Source organism: Thioclava sp. F28-4 (assembly GCF_002020045.1).
Classification (GTDB): Bacteria; Pseudomonadota; Alphaproteobacteria; order Rhodobacterales; family Rhodobacteraceae; genus Thioclava; species Thioclava sediminum.
Window position 1 is genome coordinate 425,610 of the sequence record NZ_MPZQ01000001.1, and the last position, 19,583, is coordinate 445,192.

Consider the following 19,583-nt stretch of genomic DNA (forward strand, 5'->3'; position numbering starts at 1 on the left):
GCCCTCTCAGAAATCGGCGGTGGCGGGGTCCGGCCCAATCCGGCCTTCCGCGCTGTCGATATCCTTGATCTGCGCCATCTCATCCTCGGTCAACTCGAAATCGAACACGTCGATATTCTCGCGCATCCGCTCGTGATTGGCGGATTTCGGGATCGTCACGCAACCTAGCTGCACCTGCCAGCGCAGGATCACCTGCGCCACCGATTTGCCATGGCGCGCCGCGATCTCTGTGAGGATCGGGTTCGCGAGCGCCTCGCCCTGCCCCAGGGGCGACCAGCATTCGGTCGTGATGCCGAGCTTTTCATGCACCTCGCGCTGCGCGGCCTGCTGGAAGCGCGGATGCAGTTCGATCTGGTTGATCGCGGGCGCCTCACCGGTCTCTTCGATCAGCCGCTCGAGATGGTCGGGCAGGAAGTTCGACACACCGATCGCGCGGATGCGGCCCGCGTCGCGCAGCTCGATCAGCGCTTTCCACGCCTCGACATATTTGTCCTTCGCAGGCATCGGCCAGTGGATCAGGTAGAGGTCGAGATAATCGAAGCCCAGCTTGCCCATCGTCTCGTCGAAGGCGCGCTTGGTCTCGTCATAGCCCTGCCGGTCGTTCCAGAGCTTCGAGGTCACGAAGATGTCTTCGCGCGCCACACCGCTTTGCGCGATGCCGCGGCCCACGCCCGCCTCGTTGCCATAGGCGGCGGCGGTGTCGATATGGCGATAGCCCGCGTCGAGGGCGTTTTCGATGATGGCGGGCGCATCGGCATCGTCCATTTTCCAGACGCCGAGGCCAAGCTGCGGAATCTTGATGCCATCATTGAGGGTGAGGGTCGGAACGCTCATGGTCGATCTCCTGTCTGCCTGTTGGGTTGGACAACAGCTTAGGGCGGCGCGGCGTTCCGGAAAGGCGCTCACGGGGTAGTGAAAAGCCCCAGAGATTGGCCCGGGGCCGGCGCCCCCCCCCCGGGCCGTGCGCCCTTATTCCCCGCGCGGGAAACGTTTGTTCTCTTCCAGCACGTTAAGGTCCATGTGATTGCGCATATAGGCCTCGGAGGCCTTCTTGAGCGGCTGGTAATCCCACGGGTACTGGCCGCCCTGGCTGAGCGCCTCGTAGACGACCCAGCGGCGCGCCTGACTGGCCCGGACCTCCGCGTCGAAACGATCCAGATCCCAGCGCTGAGCCGCCTCGGCCTTCAGCGCGGCATAGGCCTCGGCATGGGCGGGGTCGTCTGCGAGGTTGGTCAACTCATGCGGGTCGGCCTCGACATCGAAGAGCTGATCGGGATCGAGATTGCACAGGTTCAGCTTGTAGCGCCCTTTGCGCAGGCTCACGAGCGGCGCGTAAGACGCCTCGGCGGCATATTCCATCGCCACCGCCTCTTTGCGGGGCTCGCGCTTGGCTTGCGGCAGCAGGGTCTGCCCGTCGATCCAGGGCGCGATCTCGTCGAGCGAGATGCCCGCCAGATCGCAGAGCGTCGGCGTGACGTCGATCGTCGAAACCGGATCGGAGACCAGCCCCGGCTCCAGCCCCGGTGCCGAGATCATCAGCGGCACGCGCGCCGAGCCCTCGTAGAAGCTCATCTTGAACCACAGCCCCCGCGCGCCCAGCATGTCGCCGTGATCGGAGACGAAGAGGATCGTGGCCTCCTGCCGGGTGTCTTCGAGCACCTGCAGCAGCTCGCCGATCTTGTCGTCGAGATAGGACAGGTTCGCGAAATAGGCGCGGCGCGAACGGCGGATATCTTCGGTGGTGATGTCGAACTCGCGCCAGTCATTGGCGTCGAAAATCCGCTTCGAGTGGTTGTCCTGTTCCTCATAGGGGATCGTGCCGACCTCGGGCTCGAGATGGTCGCAATCCTCGTAGAGATCCCAGTATTTCTTGCGCGCGACGTAGGGGTCGTGCGGATGGGTGAAGCTGACGGTCAGCATCCACGGCCGCGCATCGTTGCCGCGCGCCAGATCGTAGAGCTTCATCTTCGCCTCATGGGCGACATTGTCGTCATATTCCATCTGGTTGGAAATCTCGGCTACCCCTGCCCCGGTCACCGAGCCCATATTGTGATACCACCAGTCGATCCGCTCGCCGGGCTTGCGGTAATCCGGGGTCCAGCCGAAATCGGCGGGGTAGATATCGGTGGTCAGTCGCTCTTCGAACCCGTGAAGCTGATCGGGGCCCACGAAATGCATCTTGCCCGAGAGGCAGGTCTGGTAGCCCGCGCGGCGCAAGTGGTGGGCATAGGTCGGAATGTCCGAGCGGAACTCGGCCGCGTTGTCATAGACGCCCGTGGTCGAGGGAAGCTGGCCCGACATGAAGGCCGCCCGTCCCGGCGCACACAAGGGCGAGCCGGTATAGGCGTTCTCGAACCGCACGGAACGCTCGGCCAGCTTGCGCAGATTGGGCGTGTGCAGCCACTCCGCCGGACCATCGGGAAAGAGCGTCCCGTTGAGCTGGTCGACCATCAGGATCAGGATGTTCGGGCGCGGCTTGCTGTCGTCCTTGGCGGCGGTTTCGAGGTCAGGCATTGCAGCGCGCTCCTTTTATTGATCCACGGGTCAATAACCCCTGTAGCGATCCGGAGCGGGGGAACGCAAGGGCAAGCAGGTCACGCGGAAGTGGCTCGCGCCGGGTCAGGCGGCCGCGATGATCCGGGCCTCATGGCGTTTCAGGCTCGGCCGCGCGGCGAGATAGCTTTCGACTTCGCCGTCCAGTTCCGGGAAGAGCGCAAGCAATTCGGCCCGTTGCGCCTGATCCATATCGTTCATCGTCGCCTGCCCCGGCTGGAAGCTTTCGGTCCAGAGCCCGTCGGAGAAAACGATCTCGTGATTATCGAACATCACGTGGATATAGGTGACCGCCTCGGCCTCTTCGTCGATCTCGATCCCCGGCAACCCGACAAGATGGCGCGCGGCGGCCAGCACCTCCGGCTCGCCCGCGATCAGTTGCGCGCGCGGCCCGGTCAGCAGGATGCGGTGCTGCGGCGAGACGCGCATCTCGCGCTCGGGCTGGTTCGCGCCCAGCGCGCCCGGTGCGATCTTGATGGAGCGGAATTCCGGCTTCGCCAGCAGTTCCGCCGCGCTGAGCGCACGGGTGCCAATCCAGCGGATGACCTGAAAGCCGCTGTCGCGAGTCAGAATGCGATCGCCGACCTGCAGGCTTTCGACCGCGCGGGCGCCGCTATGCGTCGCGATCAAGGTGCCCGGCGTGAAGCAGGGGATGACCTTTTCGATATTCGAGAAGTTGACCGTGCCGACGACCGCGCCATTGCCGTCATAGAAATCGATCGTGCCGTTTTCCGGGTTCGCCGCGTCACGATGCACGGCGACATTGTCCCAGCCCCAGTCGCTGAGGTCGATGATGTCGAAATCGTCGCCCGTCTCCGAGCCGTCGATCGTGTCGCCGGGGACGAGGTCGATGAACCTGTCGGCATCCGCGCCGCCGACGAGAGTGTCGCCGCCGCCGCCGCCGCCCGAGAGCGTATCATTGCCCGCGCCGCCGTCGAGTTGGTCGCTCCCGGCCCCGCCCTGCAGGACGTCGTTCCCGTCGCCACCGAAGAGCGTATCATCGCCGGTGCCGCCAACGAGGCTGTCATTGCCTTCGTCGCCGTAAAGCGAGTCGTTTCCCGATCCGCCCAGCACGGTGTCGTTGCCGGTGCCGCCGTAGAGGATGTCATCCGCGCCCGCGCCGTCGATATAGTCGTCGCCGCCATTGCCGTAGAAGACGTTGGTGTAGCCATCCGTCGGGTCCGAGGAGGCGCCGTCGAAGCCGATCAGCGTGTCGTTGCCTGCCGAGCCGTAAATCCCGTCGACGCCGCTGAGCGTATCGCCCGTCGCATCGCCGCCCGTGGCCGTTCCCGCGCCGAGGTTGATGTTCACCGCGCTCGCGGAATCGGAATAGTCGACATAGTCCATGCCGGTTCCGCCCGACAGGATATCGCCGCCCGCGCCGCCATGCAGCGTGTCGTTGCCCGTGCCGCCGTCGAGCGTATCGGTCCCCGCCCCGCCATCGAGCGAGTCGTTGCCCGCGCCGCCGATCAGCCGGTCATTCCCGAGACCGCCGATCAGAGTGTCGTTCCCGATCCCGCCATCGAGCCAGTCATTATCCGCGCCGCCATCGAGGGAATCGTTGCCGTCGTTCCCGGTGAGCGTGTCGTTCCCGCTGCCACCGAGGAGCGTGTCATTGCCGGTTCCGCCGATCAGCGAGTCGTTGCCCGACCCGCCTTCGATCGAATCGTCGCCCGTGCCGCCATCGACCGTGTCGTTGCCGAGCCCGGCCAGCACGGTATCGTTGCCGCCATAGGCCCGGATGTAGTCGTCGTTGCCGCTGCTGCCCGCGAGCCCCGCATCGTTATTGTCTACGCGGTCGGAGCCATTCGCGATCGGTTCGACGTAGTTCACGTCAATGCGGTCCGCCCCGTCGGTGCCGTCGACATAGCCATCGTCGAAGCCGGTAACGTAGCGATCCTGCGCGAGATTGGTGTTTTGATAGCTCACCGCTGAGCCGATGATCATCGACTGGATCGGTTTGGCCTCATAGGCCGCCGTGGTTGCATTATTCGACAGTTCCGGCGCGAGGAACACTTCGCCCGTCGTGGTCTGCACGAGGACCGATTGCACATTCGCCGTGGTGCCGTCGGTGTAGGTGATCGTCGTGTTGTAGACCACCAGACCGTCATAGGTGAAATCGCGAACGCCCTGACCGTCACCGATATCGGTCCGGATCGTGTCGTTGGACGTGTTGTTATTGGTGTCGAGAACGCCACTCGAGCCGCCATTGTCGATCAGCGTTGCTTCGGTGATGTGGCTGAACAGCGGATCGGTGGAGGACCCGGCGGAGGCGTTCTGGAGAAGGTTGTAATTCTCCATGCTCGAATTTCCCTCTTGGGAATCCAAGTAGTAGATATTGCCGTTCGCGTCCTCGGCGACGCCGAGATATATCCAGTTGAACGTCGTGGCCATGTCGCCGCTGCTTTACCTTGTTACTGCCGGACAGGCCCGCGAGGGACCGGTCTCCGACTTTCGAAGACTGTGCAAAAATATCGGGGCCTATGACGTGGCTGCTCGATTTTTATAGTTACTGACACTCTAACAAGGCCCTCATTTGGCGCGGGTTCGTGATCGTCTCACGGCGCAAATTGGGCGAAATGGGGGCTTTCCGGGCGAGGCGACACGCATAGGGAGAGTCGTGGCAACACGGCCACGAAGCTGCGGAAATTTCGGCGGAAAACTGGTAGGCCCGGCAGGACTTGAACCCGCAACCAAGGCGTTATGAGCGCCCTGCTCTAACCAATTGAGCTACAGGCCCACCATTGCGTATTCCTCTAGTCAGGCCGCACGCGCGCGTCAAGAAAGCGCGCGCACCCATCCCCTTCGACGTTGCGGGGCGCGTGCGGTTACGCTAGGGCTTCGGCCAAGAGTTTACTTGCCGGAGTGCGCCGCGATGACCGAGAAAAAACAGGGCCTCACCTATGCCGATGCGGGCGTCGATATCGACGCGGGCAATGCGTTGGTGGACCGGATCAAACCCGCAGCCAAGCGCACGCAGCGCTCGGGCACGATGTCGGGTCTGGGCGGCTTCGGCGCGCTGTTCGATCTGAAGGCGGCCGGTTACAACGATCCGATCCTCGTCGGCGCGACCGATGGCGTGGGCACCAAGCTGCGCATCGCGATCGACACCGGCAATGTCGACACGATCGGCATCGACCTCGTGGCGATGTGCGTCAACGATCTGGTCTGCCAAGGTGCAGAGCCGCTGTTTTTCCTCGATTATTTCGCGACCGGCAAGCTCGAGCTCGATCAGGCCGCGCGCATCATCGAGGGCATCGCGGAAGGCTGTGCGCAATCGGGCTGCGCACTGATCGGCGGCGAGACGGCGGAAATGCCGGGCATGTATTCCAAGGGCGATTTCGACCTCGCGGGCTTCGCGGTCGGCGCGATGGAACGGGGCACCGACCTGCCCGCAGGCGTGGCCGAGGGTGACGTGCTTCTGGGCCTCGGCTCGAACGGCGTGCATTCCAACGGCTATTCCTTCGTGCGCAAGGTGGTCGAGATATCCGGCCTTGGCTGGGACGCGGACTGCCCCTTCGATGAGGGCTCGCTTGGCGAGGCGCTGCTGGCGCCCACCCGGCTTTACGTCAAACAATGCCTGGCTGCGGTGCGCGCAGGCGGCGTTCATGCGCTGGCCCATATCACCGGCGGCGGCCTGACCGAGAACCTGCCGCGCGTTCTGCCCGAGGGTATGGGCGCGACCATCGACCTCGACGCGTGGGAGCTGCCCGGCGTATTCCGCTGGCTGGCCGAGACCGCTTCGATGGAAGAGCGCGAACTGCTGAAAACCTTCAATTGCGGCATCGGCATGATCGTCGTCGTCGCGGCGGACAAGGCCGACGAGGTCGCCGCCCTGCTCGCAGGCGAAGGCGAGAGCGTCACCCGCATCGGCACCGTCACCGCCAATGAGGGCATCGCCTACGAGGGCGCGCTGCTGTGATCCGTGTCGCGATCCTGATCTCGGGCGGCGGCTCGAACATGGTCCGACTGGTCGAGAGCATGGCAGAGGACCACCCTGCCCGCCCGGTGCTCGTCGCATCGAACGACGCACGGGCGTCGGGGCTGGAGAAGGCCGCGCGGATGGGCGTACCGACCGCCGCCATCGACCACCGCCCCTATGGCAAGGATCGCGCCGCGTTCGAGGCCGAGCTGCTGAAACCGATCCTCGCCGCTAAGCCCGATATCCTCTGCCTCGCGGGCTTCATGCGGGTGCTGACGCCGGAATTCGTGGCGCAGTTCGAGGGTCGGATGCTCAATATCCACCCCTCGCTCTTGCCGAAATATCCCGGGCTGCACACCCATAAGCGCGCGATCGAGGCGGGCGATGCGGTCGCGGGCTGCACCGTGCATGAGGTGACGCCGGTGCTTGATGACGGGCCGATTCTCGGTCAGGCGCGCGTTCCGATCGAGCCGGACGACACGCCCGACGATCTGGCCGCCCGCGTGCTGGTGCAGGAACATCGCCTCTATCCGGCGGTGCTGCGCCGGTTCGCCGAGGGCGACCGCACGCCGGTCTTTCTGTAAGCGCCCATTTGTAAGCACGCTCACGCCGAAATGCGCCGCATCCGCTTGCGAGCGGCCGTCGCTTCGCGCATGACTGACACATGGACACGACCCCGGATACGGCCCCGCGCGGGCGCATGATCGCCCCCGACCTGATCCGGGCCGTGGCGCTGATCGGCATGGCGATCTTCCACCTGACCTACGATCTCGAGAATTTCGGCTTTGTGCCGCGTGGCACGGTGTTTCACCCCGCCTTCCTCGATTTCGCCCGCGTGGTAGCCAGCACCTTCATCTTCATGGCCGGCGCCAGCCTCGTGCTCGCCCATCGCCACGGCTTCCGCACCGCCCCGTTCTGGAAGCGGATCGGCAAGGTGGTGGTTGCCGCCGGGCTGGTGAGTGCCGCGACCTATGTGATGATGCCGGAATACTTCATCTATTACGGCATCCTGCATTCCATCGCCGTCAGTTCGCTGATCGGTGCCGCACTTCTGTTCCTGCCGTGGATCTTGCTGGCAGCACTCGGCGTGATCGCGGTCTGGGTGCATCTGAACTACGCCTTCGAGATCTTCAATCACCCGTGGCTGTGGTGGCTGGGGCTCTCGACGAAGTGGCGACCCTCGATGGATTTCGAGCCGGTCTTCCCGTGGATCGGGCCGTTCCTGATCGGCATGGGCGCGGCGAAACTGCTCGACCGTCTGGGCTATTGGAAACGGGCCGCGCGCTACCAGCCGGATCAGACACGCGGTGTGATGAAAGTCGCGCTGTTCGCAGGCCGTCACACCCTGCCGATCTACCTGATCCACCAGCCCATCCTCTACGGGCTGACCTGGGCCGCGTTCCTCCTTCAGCACTGAAACTGGCGCTTCTGCCACGCAAACCGGGCCGTAACACGCGCCGCCCTTCCCTTTTGCCCCATGAAGGTCTAGGGAATTTGCACCTGCGCGGGATGAGCCCGCACCGAATTGAAAGCGCGATATGCAGACCATCACCACGACCGAGGCCCTCGCGGCCTTCTGCGAAAAGGCCAAGCAAGAGCCCTACGTCACCGTCGACACCGAATTCCTGCGCGAGCGGACCTACTGGTCCAAGCTGTGCCTCGTGCAGATGGCGCTCCCCAATCATGGCGAGACCGAAGGCGAGGCCGTTCTGGTCGACCCGCTGTCCGACGATCTCTCGCTCGAGCCGCTCTACGATCTTTACCGCCACAAGGAGACCGTGAAGGTCTTCCACGCCGCGCGGCAGGATCTGGAGATTTTCTACACCGACGCGCAGGTCTTCCCCGATCCGCTGTTCGATACGCAGATCGCCGCGATGGTCTGCGGCTTCGGCGAGCAGGTGGGCTACGAGACGCTGGTGCGCAAGATCGCCAAGCAGTCGCTCGACAAATCCTCGCGTTTCACCGACTGGTCGCGCCGTCCGCTGACCGAGGCGCAGAAGAAATACGCGATCGCCGATGTGACCCATCTGCGCGTGATCTACGAATTCCTCGACGAACAGCTGAAGAAAACCGGCCGCGATGCCTGGGTCGAAGAGGAAGAGGCGGTTCTGCTGAACCCCGAGACCTATATCAACCGCCCCGAAGAGGCATGGAAGCGCGTGAAGACGCGGACCAATTCGGGCCGTTTCCTCGCCATCGTGCGCGAGCTGGCGCAGTTCCGCGAAGGTTACGCCCAAAACCGCAACATCCCGCGGAGCCGTATCTTCAAGGATGACGCGCTGCTGGAGCTGGCCTCGACCAAGCCCTCTTCGATCGAAGAGCTGGGCAAGTCGCGACTGCTGCTGCGCGAAGCTCGCAAGGGCGAGATCGCAGAGGGCATCCTGACGGCGGTCCGCGAAGGGCTTGAGATGCCCAACGAGAAGCTGCCCCGCCCCGATAACCAGGCCCAGCAATTGCAGGTCGACACCGCGCTCGGCGATCTGCTGCGGGTGCTGCTGAAGGCGAAATCGCAGCAGGCAGGCGTCGCCGCGAAGCTGATCGCGACATCCTCCGATCTGGATCGCATCGCCGCCGGCAAGCGCGACGTGGCCGCCCTGCAGGGCTGGCGCGCGGAGGTCTTCGGCACTGACGCGCTGCGTCTGGCTAAGGGCGAAGTGGCTTTGACCGCCGATAGCGGCGCGGTGAAGCTGATCGACGTGTAAGGACACCAGAGGGCTGCGCCTGACCGCCGGGTGGGCGCCCCCTTCTTTGGTGGTCTTCGCTTTATCCCTGAAAGTTTCGGAGGCTTTCAGTGCGCGCGCTGACACCCCACAAGCGCCCGCCCGAGGGGGCGGTCGGGCGCTGCCCGGGCCGCTGTCGCGGCTGATCCGGGCAAGACGACAAGAAAAAGGCCCGGGTCGCCCCGAGCCTCATCTCAATCAACTGAAGTGACGATCAGCGCGCGACGGACCGCGCGTTGGAAACGCCCTGCACCACGATCTTGCGCACGCCCTGCAGCTTGTAAGTGCTCAGGAACGCAGCCGCCGAAACCTCGCGCGACTGCGGGGTCATCACCCGGCGCGCATCGGGGCTGTCGGCGGGCGGCGGCGAAACCATGAAGACATAGGTCACCGTGCCGTTCTCATCCGGCGCACCGCCATTCAGCGGGACCAGATCGGTATCCCAATAGCCTTGCGTCGGCGGCAGGCCCATCGCGGTGATAATCGCACCCGAGGGGATCTTCTCGACCGAGAGCGAGGAAACCTGCGACACCTGCTGCTGGTTCGGCTTGCCGACCTTCACGGGGTAGCCGCCGCGCGGCGCGAGTGTTTCCACCGGTGCAGCCGTGTCGCGCCCGAACCAGTTGAACGGGTTGAGCTTGCTGTCACGGATTGTGCCGCAGCCTGCGGTGGTGAGCGTCAGGGCAAGTGCCGCGATCAGGGCTTTGTTCATGATGGCTCCGATACTGTCCCGGGTCTGGACCCGGATTTGTGGTAGCCCATTGTAGCGCTTTTGAAAAGCCGCGTCTGGACCCTCGGGCGCGAACCCGTTACCCAATAGGCAATTCCCTGTCCGTAGGAGCGAGTAACCATGGCGCGCGAAGCCTTTGAAGAGATTGCCGAGACCTTCGAATTTCTCGACGATTGGGAGGACCGCTACCGTCACGTGATCGAGCTGGGCCGCGAATTGCCGCCCCTGGACGACGCGGTAAAGGTGCCTGCGACCAAGGTGGAGGGCTGTGCGAGCCAGGTCTGGCTGCTGCCCCGGATCGAGGGCGAGGGCCCGCAGGCGACCTTCGACTTTCAGGGCGATAGCGACGCGATGATCGTGCAGGGCCTGATCGCGATCCTGCATGCGCTTTACTCCGGCCTGACGGTTGAAGACGTCCTGAAGGTGGACGCGCCCACCGAGCTGGGCCGTCTGGGCCTGAACGACCACCTGTCGGCGCAGCGCTCGAACGGGTTGCGCGCGATGGTGGAACGGATTCGCAAGCTGGCCGGTGAGGCTGCGGGGGCGTAAGGCCCCAGGTTTTCTACTTCACGACAGAGGGACGCGCCCGAGCCTCGGGTGGGCGCGTTGCAACGGATGTGGCTGGGCGGTTTATCTCGCAAGCCCGCACGACCTCCATGCCCGCGCCGACATCGCCAATGCGCCCTCCCGGGGGGAGGGTCGGGCGCGGCCCGGGGCTAGTCGCCCCGAGCCACCCTCACAAACGAAAACGGCCGGTCCACCGACCGGCCGTTTCCAAATTCCCTGCCCTGCCGATCAGTCGATCAGCGGCAGCAGCTGGTTCACCGAGTCCTTGGCGTCGCCATAAAACATCCGGGTGTTCTCTTTGTAGAACAGCGGGTTCTCGATGCCCGAATAACCGGTGCCCTGACCGCGCTTCGAGACGAAGACCTGCTTGGCCCTCCACACTTCCAGAACCGGCATGCCAGCGATCGGCGAGTTCGGATCTTCCTGTGCCGCGGGGTTCACGATGTCGTTCGAGCCGATGACGATCACCACATCGGTGTCGGGGAAGTCCTCGTTGATCTCGTCCATTTCCAGAACGATGTCGTAAGGCACTTTCGCCTCGGCCAGCAGCACGTTCATGTGGCCCGGCAGACGACCCGCGACCGGGTGGATCGCGAAGCGGACGTCCTTGCCCTGAGAGCGCAGCTTGCGGGTCAGTTCCGACACGGCCTGCTGAGCCTGTGCCACTGCCATGCCGTAGCCCGGCACGATGATCACGCTATCTGCGTCGCGCAGAGCGGAGGCCACGCCGTCGGCGTCGATCGCGATCTGCTCGCCCTCGACTTCCATCGCGGGACCGGAGGTACCGCCGAAGCCGCCGAGGATAACGCTGATGAACGAGCGGTTCATCGCCTTACACATGATGTAGGACAGGATCGCACCCGAGGAGCCGACCAGCGCGCCGACCACGATCAGAAGATCGTTGCCCAGCGAGAAGCCGATCGCCGCCGCGGCCCAGCCCGAATAGGAGTTCAGCATCGACACCACGACAGGCATATCGGCGCCGCCGATACCCATGATCAGGTGGTAACCGATGAAGAAGGCCAGAAGCGTCATCGCGATGAGCGCCCAAGCGCCCGCGCCGTTGATGAACAGGATCAGCAGGATCACCGAGAGGATCGCGGCGCCTGCGTTGAGCATATGCCCGCCCGGCAGCTTGGTGGCCTTCGAGGTCACCTTGCCCGCGAGCTTGCCGAAGGCCACGACCGACCCGGTGAAGGTCACCGCCCCGATGAACACGCCGAGGAACAGCTCGACGCGCAGGATCGACAGCTCGACCGGCGTCTTATGCGCGATCAGAGCGGCAAAGCCTTTCAGCGCGTGCTGTTCTTCCATGCCCATCGCGCCGACGCGCGCCATCTCGATATAGGCGTTGTAGCCCACGAAGACGGCGGCGAGACCGACCAGCGAGTGCATCGCCGCCACAAGCTGCGGCATTTCCGTCATCTGCACCCGGTTCGCGACGAACCAGCCGATGATGCCACCGGCCGCGATCAGGATGACCGAGAGAAGCCACAGCCCCGAGCCGGGGCCGATCAGCGTCGCCAGAACCGCAAGGCCCATGCCGACGATGCCATACCACACGGCCCGTTTCGCGCTTTCCTGCCCCGAAAGGCCGCCCAGCGAGAGGATGAAGAGAACTGCCGCGACGACATAGGCGGCGGTCGAGAATCCGTTTTCCATTACGCTCTCCCCCTCTTACGACTTCTGGAACATGGCGAGCATGCGCCGGGTGACCATGAAGCCACCGAAGATGTTGATCCCGGCCATGAACACCGACAGCGCAGCAAGCAGGATCACGAGCCACGAGCCCGATCCGATCTGCAACAGCGCGCCGAGGATGATGATCGACGAGATCGCATTGGTCACAGCCATCAGCGGCGTGTGCAGCGAGTGCGAGACGTTCCAGATCACCTGGAAGCCCACGAAACAGCTGAGCACGAAGACGATGAAGTGCTGCATGAAGCTGGCCGGCGCCACGAGGCCCACGCCCAGAAGCACGATCGCGCCCACGGCGAGCAGCGTCACCTGGTTGCGGGTCTGCTTCTTGAACTCGGCCACTTCGGCTGCGCGCTTCTCTTCCGGCGTCAGCTCCTTGGCCTTTTCCTTCGGCTTCTGCGCCGCGATCGCGGCCACCTTGGGTTTCGGCGGCGGGAAGGTGATCTCGCCCTGATAGGCCACGGTCGCGCCGCGGATCACGTCGTCTTCCATGTCATGGACGACGACACCGTCCTTCTCGGGCGTCAGGTCCGTCATCATGTGACGGATGTTGGTCGAGTAGAGCGTGGAGCTCTGCGTCGCCATGCGGCTCGGGAAATCGGTGTAGCCGACGATGGTCACGCCATTGTCGCTCACGATCTTCTGGTCCGGCACGGTCAGTTCGCAGTTGCCACCGCGCTCGGCGGCGAGGTCCACGATCACGGAACCGGGCTTCATCGCCTCGACCATGTCCTTGGTCCACAGCACCGGGGCGTCACGGCCCGGGATCAGCGCGGTGGTGATGACGATATCGATATCGGGCGCCAGTTCGCGGAATTTCGCAAGCTGGGCTTCACGGAACTCCGGCGAGGACGGCGCAGCATAGCCACCCGTCTCGGCGCCGTCTTTCGCGGCCTCTTCGAAGTCGAGATAGACGAACTCGGCGCCCATCGACTCGATCTGTTCGGCCACTTCGGGACGCACGTCGAAGGCGTAGGTGATCGCACCCAGCGAGGTCGAAGCGCCGATCGCGGCGAGACCCGCGACGCCTGCGCCCACCACGAGCACTTTCGCCGGCGGAACCTTACCCGCCGCCGTCACCTGACCGGTGAAGAAGCGGCCGAAATTGTTGCCTGCCTCGAGCACCGCGCGGTAGCCCGCGATATTGGCCATGGACGACAGCGCATCCATTTTCTGCGCGCGCGAAATCCGCGGGACCATGTCCATCGCGATCACGTTCGCACCGGTCTTCTCGGCGGCTTTCAGAAGCTCTTCGTTCTGGGCCGGGTAGAAGAACGAGATCAGGGTCTGGCCGGGCTTGAGGCGCTTGACCTCTGTATCGCTCGGCGGACGCACCTTGATGACGAAATCCACCTCTTTGAACAGCGCGGCGGCGGTCTTGATGACGGTCACGTTCGCGGCCTCGTAGGCCTCGTCTGTGAAGCCGGCACGGACGCCTGCCCCGGTCTCGATGAAGCACTCATGGCCCAGCTTTTGCAGCTGCAAAGCCGAGTCGGGCGTCATGGCGACCCGCGCCTCGCCCTCGAAAATCTCCTTTGGAGCTCCGATTTTCACTCTAACTCCCCCTTGGATAGCGGTGCGTTTAGCCGATGGCCTGCGCACCCGGAATCTTGCGTCGTACTCCTTAGCATCGCGCAATAATGTTTCACAAGCACCGATGGGCCGTAAAACCTTGTTAATCGTTCACGGCGCGCCTCACCGGTTCGTGTATACCATTGAATACCGAACTTTAGGGTAATTTATATTTTTATATCAGCGCGTTAGGTCGTCCATTTCGCGCTGCGACCCGATTGCACCGCCACCAGCTTTTTTGACGGGCGCAGCATTATGCCGCGGCCCGATCAGAGCCAGCGGCGGGTCCGGGCGCGGTAGGCGGTGTAAGCGTCGCCGAAATGCGCGGCGATCCGGGCTTCCTCGCCGAGAATGTAGCGCTGCGTGATGAACCACATGAAGACCGGCACCAGCAGAAGCCCCAAAGGCGCGTGCCAGATCAGCGCCAGCCCCGCCAGCACAAGCGCGTCGCCGAGATAGATCGGGTTGCGCGACAGCGCGAAGACGCCGGAGGTCACGAGGTCAGACGGGTCACGGCGCGGGATGAAGGTGGTGCGGTGAAGCAGCATCTGCCCCACCGCGGCCAGCATGAGCGCGAGCCCGAGCGCGATCGCGATCATCCCGAGCGCGCGATCATAGCGAAACGGCATCGGCACGATCTGCCCCAGCGCCCAGACCAGCGCCGCGAAGAGCACCAGCCAGAGCGGCGGAATGTCGATCTCGCGCAGAGGGTTCATCGCGCGCCACTCAAAGCTTGTAGACGGTAAGTTCGGGCAGATCGGTCAGCGGCACCTCGAGCAGACGCAGCGCGGGCAGCGACACTTCCGAGCCCGAGCCAGCCGCCTTGCCCGACGGGATCAGCGTGACCTTCGCGGATTTGCCGGTCTTCGGGTCTTCGATCCGGCCGGGGGTTTCGCTTTTGACCAGCCCGGTCTTTACCCAGAAGCCCGGATCGGCCGGATCGCCAAGGCTCGCGATGGTGGTGCCAAGCTTGGTCTCGCCGCCCACGGGTTTCTTCGCCGCCTCCGCGCGCTGCTCCGCGGTGGTGGTATCAAGGGAATCGGCGGTTTTCGCACTCGGCTTCGGGATCGGCGCTGCGACCGGAGCGGCGGCGTCGGGGGCTGCCGTGGTCGCCGGGCTCGCGGCGTTTGGGCCGTTGAGTCCCAGCGTGGCGCAGCCCGCCATCGGCATCATCAGCGTGAGCGCCAAGATCGGGCGGGAGAGGGGTTTGCGCATTCGAAATCTCCTTAAAATTTCGTCGAGCCTATGCGCAGTCCGAGGCGACTGCCACCCCCCGCTCTGCGCCCTGCCCGCACGTGATCCACGTGACGACCCTTGCCGCCCCGCCCGCCGCGCCTTACTTTCCGAACCATGGATAACACGCCCCTCATCGACCCCTTCGCCCGCCCTATCGACTACTTGCGGGTGTCGGTCACCGATCGCTGCGATTTTCGCTGCACCTATTGCATGGCCGAGCACATGCAGTTCCTGCCGAAAAAGGAACTGCTGACGCTCGAAGAATTGGACCGGCTCTGCTCGACCTTCATCCGCCTTGGCGTGAAGAAGCTGCGGCTCACCGGGGGCGAGCCGCTGGTGCGGCGCGATATCATGACCTTCTTCCGCTCGATCTCGCGGCATCTGGAGACCGGCGATCTGCGCGAGTTGACGCTGACCACCAATGGCTCGCAGCTTGCGAAATTCGCCGATGATCTCGCGGCACTGGGCATGAAGCGGATCAACGTCTCGCTCGACACGCTCGATGCCGACAAATTCGCGAAGATCACGCGCTGGGGGCGGCTCGAACAGGTGCTCAAAGGTCTCGAGGCCGCGAAACGCGCGGGCCTCAAGGTCAAGATCAACACCGTCGCGCTGAAGGGCTTCAACGAAGACGAGCTGTTCACCCTCATCGACTGGTGCGCGGCGGAAGGCTTCGACCTGACCTTCATCGAAGTGATGCCGATGGGCGAGATGGGCGACGATCTGCGGCTCGATCAATACTGGCCGCTCTCGGATGTGCGCAAGGCAATGGCCGAGCGGTTTACCCTGACCGATCTGGCGGAATCGACCGGGGGCCCGGCGCGCTACGTGCGGCTTGAGGAAAGCGGCCAGAAGATCGGCTTCATCACGCCGCTCACGCATAATTTCTGCGAGAACTGCAACCGTGTGCGGGTGACCTGCACGGGCGAGCTGTTCATGTGCCTCGGCCAGGAGGACAACGCCGATCTGCGCGCGCCCCTGCGAGCCAGCGAGGACGATGCCGCGCTGGAAGCCGCGATCCGCGAGGCGATCTCGCGCAAGCCCAAGGGCCATGATTTCGACTATTCGCGCCAGACCGTCTCGGGCCAAATGTCGCGCCACATGAGCCATACCGGCGGCTGAGCCTCACCGGACCTGCGTCCGCTACGCGCGCGGCGCAGGTCTCGGGCAACTCACGCGAATTTGGTGGCGCGGCCCACCTCCGGGGTGACTCAAATCAATGCGCAGCGCCAGACCCTCTGGCAGGCTCCCGACAAAGAAAGGGAGCCAAACCAATGTATTCCAACATTCTCGTGCCCGTCGCCTTCGACGAAGATCACAATCCCGACGCCGCAATCAATGTCGCGCGGGCGCTCGCAGGCGACGGGGCGCGCATTACCTTGCTGCATGTGATGGAAGACGTCCCCGCCTATGCGATCAACTACATGCCCGAGGGTTATGCGGAGGAATTGCGCAAGACGTTGGAGCACGACCTCGCCACGCGCGCGGCGGAGTTCGACGCGGGCGCCTGGGCGATTGTCGAAGGTCAGCCCGGCCATGAAATCCTCGACTACGCCGAACATATCGGGGCCGATTGCATCGTGATCGCGTCGCACCGTCCGGGCTTTGGCGATTACCTGATCGGCTCGACCGCCTCGCGCGTCGTGCGCCATGCGAAATGTGCGGTCATGGTCATGCGCTGAGACCAGCGCGGGTTATGGTCATGCGCTAAGGCTCACTCGGCAGGCAGACGTGCCTCGATCATGCCGACGAACCAGCTTGCACCCGCAGGCAGGATCGCGTCGTTGAAATCATATTCCGCGTGATGAAGCGGCGCGCTGGGGCCATTGCCGATGAAGCCATAGGCCCCGGGGCGCACCTCCAGCATATAGGCGAAATCCTCCGCCCCCATCATCGGGTCGACGTTGCGATCGCAGGTGCCTGCCACGGCCTCGGCCACCTGCGCTGCGACCTCGGCCGCCGCCGCATCGTTGCGGGTGACGGGATAGCCGCGCCGGTAGTCGACCTCTGCCGTCGCCTCATGCGTCGCGGCCACGCCTTGCGCGATCTCGCGCAGACGGCGCTCGGCCAGATCGCGGGTCTCGGCGCTCATCGTACGCACCGTCCCGCCAAGGCTCACCGAATTGCCGATCACGTTAAGCGCCTTCGAGTCGGTCTCCAGCGTCGTGACCGACAGCACGATCTCCTCCAGCGGATCGGTCGCGCGGGACACGATGCTTTGCAGCGCGAGGATCAGATGGGCGGAAATCGGCACCGGGTCGATCACTTCCTGAGGTTTCGCCGCATGGCCGCCCTTGCCGGTCACCACGATGTCGAAGAAATCCGCCGCCGCCATCATCGCGTCAGGCCGGATGCCGAAGCTGCCCGGTTCCATCCCCGGCATGTTGTGCAGCGCATAGAGCTCTTCGATGCCGAAACGCTCCATCAGACCGTCCTCGATCATCGCCTTGGCCCCGGCTCCGCCCTCTTCGGCGGGCTGGAAAATCACCACGGCACGGCCCGCGAAAGCCCGCGTCTCGCAGAGGTATTTCGCCGCCGCAAGCAGGGTCGACGTGTGCCCGTCATGGCCGCAGGCATGCATCTTGCCCTCGACCTCGGAGGCGTGTTTGGCACCGGTTTTCTCCCGGATCGGCAGCGCATCCATATCGGCGCGCAGACCGACGCAGCGTAGCCCGCCCTGGCGCGTGCCCTGCCCTTCGATCACGCCGACGACACCCGTCCGCCCGATCCCCTCGACCACCTCATCGCAGCCGAATTCCCGCAGCAGCTCGGCCACGCGCGCGGAGGTCCGCGGCAGATCATAGAGCAGTTCGGGATTGCGGTGAAAATCGTGCCGCCATGCGGTGGCTTCCGCGTGCATCTCGGCAAAACGGTTCTTGATCGGCATGCTCGCTCCTTGGTTGCGCGCACCCTGCCTCGCCTTGCCGGCGGGTGCAAGCCGCGCTCAGCGGAAGGCCATCGGCAAGGAGAAGCTGTAGCTGGGTTTGCCCAAGCCTTGCGGCGCTGCGGGGAAACGACCCGCCCGGCGCACGGCATCGAGCGCCGCCCGGTCGAGCGCCGCATTGCCCGAGCTTTGCGCCACCGACGCGCCAACGAGCCGCCCGTCGCGCGCGATATTCAGCGCCACCACCACGCGGCCCGCGCCTGCCCCGGAGGGCGTTTGCTTGGCGCGTTCGATCCGGGCGCGGATGTCTCCGCCCCACGATCCCATCAGCGAGCGGATCTGCCCCGCCGAGAGCGTCGCCGCCGGGGCCGCGCGCCGGTCGCCTGCGGCCCCTTTGTCGCCCTGCCCCTTCGCCTGCTGCTTGGGCTGAGCCGCGGCGGGCTGCGAGGCCTGTTTCTTCGCGGGCGCTTTGGGCTTCGGCTTCGCCGGTTCCGGCGCAGGCGGCGTGGGCTTGGCTTCGGGCCGCGGCATGTCGGGCGGCGCGGGCTCGGCCTGTTCGGGCAACGCCGCGTCGGGCGCAGGTGGCGCGGTCAGCGTGGGGGCTGCGGCAGTCTGCGGCGCGGTTTCCGGCGGCTCGGTCGGGGCTTCAGGCGCTTCGGGCGCTGTTGGAGCCTCAGGCTGCGCCGCCGCGATCTCCGTCTCGACCTCGGGCGGGCGCTCCCACTCCGCCACCCGCGCGGCCATGGACGGCGAAGACGGCGCAAGCGAGACGAGCGCGTCGCCCCCGTCGCCCGCCGATTGCGCCCCGCCCGCAGGCGCAGGCTCCCAGACCATCAGCACGCCCGCATGGACCGCCAAAGCCGCGCCAAGCGCACCCGCGAAAGCCAGCCCGCGCAGCGTCATTTGCCCCGCACCACGAGTTTGAGATCGGTGAAACCGAGACCCGCCAGCTGCGGCATCAGTTTCGCCAGCGCGTCGCCGGGAAGCTGCCCGTCCGCACGCAGGGTCAGGCTGTCGGCGCAATCGCCGCAGTCCGCGCGCGCATCCTGCGCAGCCGCCCCCAGCGCCGCAATCGCCGCATCGCCGCGCGCCTCGCCATAGGCGATCTCGCCTTCGGAATTCGCAAACAGGACCAGCGCGCCGGGATCGGCCTTGCCCGCGCCCGAAGCCTCGGGTGGGGTGACCTCGAAAGGCGTCGGCTGGGCCAGCGTCGCAGCCAGCAGGAAGAAGATCAGCAGCAGGAAAACCACGTTGATCATCGGCAAGAGCGGCTCGGCCAGGCTACGCCGCGGCGGATCGGAGAAAAGCCTCACGGCACCAGCACCAGATTGCTCAGCCCCGCGCCGCGCAGCGCCTCGATCACCTGCGTCAGTGCGCTCAGATCGCCCTCTTTCGGACGCAGCACCACCGGATCGGAGGGTTGGTCCATCAGCGGCTGCAGCGCGCCCGCCAGATCGGAGAGCGCGACAGTCTGCCCGTTCAGGCTGACCGTGCCGCCGACGCCCACATCGACCAGACGCGGCGGCCCGGACCAGTCCGCGCCAGACGTGCCGGCACCCAAGGTCAGGTCGAGCGTGCGCTCCACCCCGAAGCGCGAGGCGAGCATGAAGAACACCAGAAGCAGGAAGACCACGTCGATCATCGGCGTCAGCGCCGGGCGGCGGCGGGGGCGCGGTTGACCGAAGGCGAACATCGCGCGCG

At 65.1% G+C, this 19,583-nt stretch carries 19 protein-coding genes and 1 tRNA gene; 7 read left to right on the top strand and 13 right to left on the bottom strand.

What is annotated here, in order from left to right; genetic code table 11:
* Positions 1–6 precede the first annotated feature (6 nt).
* The 4 genes from BMI87_RS02025 to BMI87_RS02040 form a co-directional block, all read right to left on the bottom strand.
* Complete coding sequence (locus BMI87_RS02025) at positions 7–834, bottom strand: aldo/keto reductase (RefSeq protein WP_078519491.1); 828 nt, start codon at positions 832–834, stop codon at positions 7–9.
* A gap of 135 nt (positions 835–969) precedes the next feature.
* The gene (gene betC, locus BMI87_RS02030; protein ID WP_078519492.1) at positions 970–2,514 is read right to left on the bottom strand and encodes a choline-sulfatase; all 1,545 of its coding nucleotides are present in this window, start codon (positions 2,512–2,514) and stop codon (positions 970–972) included.
* Positions 2,515–2,619: 105 nt separating this feature from the next.
* Complete coding sequence (locus BMI87_RS22985; protein ID WP_305798447.1) at positions 2,620–4,947, bottom strand: Hint domain-containing protein; 2,328 nt, start codon at positions 4,945–4,947, stop codon at positions 2,620–2,622.
* Between the two features lie 269 nt (positions 4,948–5,216).
* Positions 5,217–5,293, bottom strand: a tRNA-Ile gene (locus BMI87_RS02040).
* A 135-nt stretch (positions 5,294–5,428) separates the two neighbouring features.
* Here BMI87_RS02040 and purM point away from each other — a divergent pair.
* The 4 genes from purM to rnd all read left to right on the top strand — a co-directional run bounded on the left by purM (position 5,429) and on the right by rnd (position 9,177).
* Complete coding sequence (gene purM, locus BMI87_RS02045) at positions 5,429–6,475, top strand: phosphoribosylformylglycinamidine cyclo-ligase (RefSeq protein WP_078519493.1); 1,047 nt, start codon at positions 5,429–5,431, stop codon at positions 6,473–6,475.
* The gene (gene purN / locus BMI87_RS02050) at positions 6,472–7,059 is read left to right on the top strand and encodes a phosphoribosylglycinamide formyltransferase (RefSeq protein WP_078519494.1); all 588 of its coding nucleotides are present in this window, start codon (positions 6,472–6,474) and stop codon (positions 7,057–7,059) included. The genes purM and purN overlap by 4 nt, the downstream gene beginning before the upstream one ends.
* An 80-nt stretch (positions 7,060–7,139) precedes the next feature.
* Positions 7,140–7,892 (top strand): DUF1624 domain-containing protein, encoded by a 753-nt coding sequence (locus BMI87_RS02055; protein WP_078519495.1) that lies wholly within the window; start codon positions 7,140–7,142, stop codon positions 7,890–7,892.
* A gap of 121 nt (positions 7,893–8,013) precedes the next feature.
* Positions 8,014–9,177, top strand: coding sequence for a ribonuclease D (gene rnd / locus BMI87_RS02060; RefSeq protein ID WP_078519496.1), 1,164 nt, complete (start codon positions 8,014–8,016; stop codon positions 9,175–9,177).
* Positions 9,178–9,409: 232 nt separating this feature from the next.
* On the opposite strand, the gene BMI87_RS02065 is transcribed toward rnd, so the two are convergent.
* Complete coding sequence (locus tag BMI87_RS02065; RefSeq protein ID WP_078519497.1) at positions 9,410–9,907, bottom strand: hypothetical protein; 498 nt, start codon at positions 9,905–9,907, stop codon at positions 9,410–9,412.
* A gap of 138 nt (positions 9,908–10,045) precedes the next feature.
* Between BMI87_RS02065 and BMI87_RS02070 the strand changes: the two genes are divergently transcribed.
* Positions 10,046–10,474, top strand: a complete 429-nt coding sequence (locus tag BMI87_RS02070; protein WP_078519498.1) for a SufE family protein — start codon at positions 10,046–10,048, stop codon at positions 10,472–10,474.
* Between the two features lie 246 nt (positions 10,475–10,720).
* Here BMI87_RS02070 and BMI87_RS02075 read toward each other — a convergent pair whose 3' ends face one another.
* The 4 genes from BMI87_RS02075 to BMI87_RS02090 form a co-directional block, all read right to left on the bottom strand.
* Positions 10,721–12,154, bottom strand: coding sequence for an NAD(P)(+) transhydrogenase (Re/Si-specific) subunit beta (locus BMI87_RS02075; RefSeq protein WP_078519499.1), 1,434 nt, complete (start codon positions 12,152–12,154; stop codon positions 10,721–10,723).
* Positions 12,155–12,169: 15 nt separating this feature from the next.
* The gene (locus BMI87_RS02080) at positions 12,170–13,744 is read right to left on the bottom strand and encodes a Re/Si-specific NAD(P)(+) transhydrogenase subunit alpha (protein WP_078519500.1); all 1,575 of its coding nucleotides are present in this window, start codon (positions 13,742–13,744) and stop codon (positions 12,170–12,172) included.
* A gap of 287 nt (positions 13,745–14,031) precedes the next feature.
* The gene (locus BMI87_RS02085) at positions 14,032–14,478 is read right to left on the bottom strand and encodes an isoprenylcysteine carboxylmethyltransferase family protein (RefSeq protein ID WP_244176536.1); all 447 of its coding nucleotides are present in this window, start codon (positions 14,476–14,478) and stop codon (positions 14,032–14,034) included.
* Positions 14,479–14,488: 10 nt separating this feature from the next.
* Positions 14,489–14,977 carry a hypothetical protein gene (locus tag BMI87_RS02090; protein ID WP_078519501.1) on the bottom strand — a complete coding sequence of 163 codons (489 nt, stop codon included), beginning with the start codon at positions 14,975–14,977 and terminating at the stop codon, positions 14,489–14,491.
* Between the two features lie 135 nt (positions 14,978–15,112).
* Here BMI87_RS02090 and moaA point away from each other — a divergent pair, with 135 nt between their 5' ends.
* Both moaA and BMI87_RS02100 read left to right on the top strand, forming a co-directional pair.
* Complete coding sequence (gene moaA, locus BMI87_RS02095) at positions 15,113–16,120, top strand: GTP 3',8-cyclase MoaA (protein ID WP_078519502.1); 1,008 nt, start codon at positions 15,113–15,115, stop codon at positions 16,118–16,120.
* Between the two features lie 152 nt (positions 16,121–16,272).
* Complete coding sequence (locus tag BMI87_RS02100) at positions 16,273–16,680, top strand: universal stress protein (protein WP_078519503.1); 408 nt, start codon at positions 16,273–16,275, stop codon at positions 16,678–16,680.
* Positions 16,681–16,712: 32 nt separating this feature from the next.
* Here the strand turns inward: BMI87_RS02100 and BMI87_RS02105 are convergent, their stop codons facing one another.
* Genes BMI87_RS02105 through BMI87_RS02120 form a run of 4 tightly spaced genes read right to left on the bottom strand, consistent with a single transcriptional unit; the run spans position 16,713 to position 19,575 of the window.
* Entirely contained in the window at positions 16,713–17,885 is a 1,173-nt protein-coding gene (locus tag BMI87_RS02105) for a M20 aminoacylase family protein (RefSeq protein ID WP_078519504.1), read from the bottom strand.
* A gap of 57 nt (positions 17,886–17,942) precedes the next feature.
* The gene (locus BMI87_RS02110) at positions 17,943–18,785 is read right to left on the bottom strand and encodes an energy transducer TonB (protein ID WP_078519505.1); all 843 of its coding nucleotides are present in this window, start codon (positions 18,783–18,785) and stop codon (positions 17,943–17,945) included.
* On the bottom strand, positions 18,782–19,195 hold the full coding sequence (locus BMI87_RS02115; protein WP_246832628.1) for a biopolymer transporter ExbD: 414 nt from the start codon (positions 19,193–19,195) through the stop codon (positions 18,782–18,784). Before BMI87_RS02115 ends, BMI87_RS02110 begins: the two co-directional genes overlap by 4 nt.
* Positions 19,192–19,575 carry a biopolymer transporter ExbD gene (locus tag BMI87_RS02120; protein ID WP_078519507.1) on the bottom strand — a complete coding sequence of 128 codons (384 nt, stop codon included), beginning with the start codon at positions 19,573–19,575 and terminating at the stop codon, positions 19,192–19,194. The genes BMI87_RS02115 and BMI87_RS02120 overlap by 4 nt, the downstream gene beginning before the upstream one ends.
* Positions 19,576–19,583: the final 8 nt, after the last annotated feature.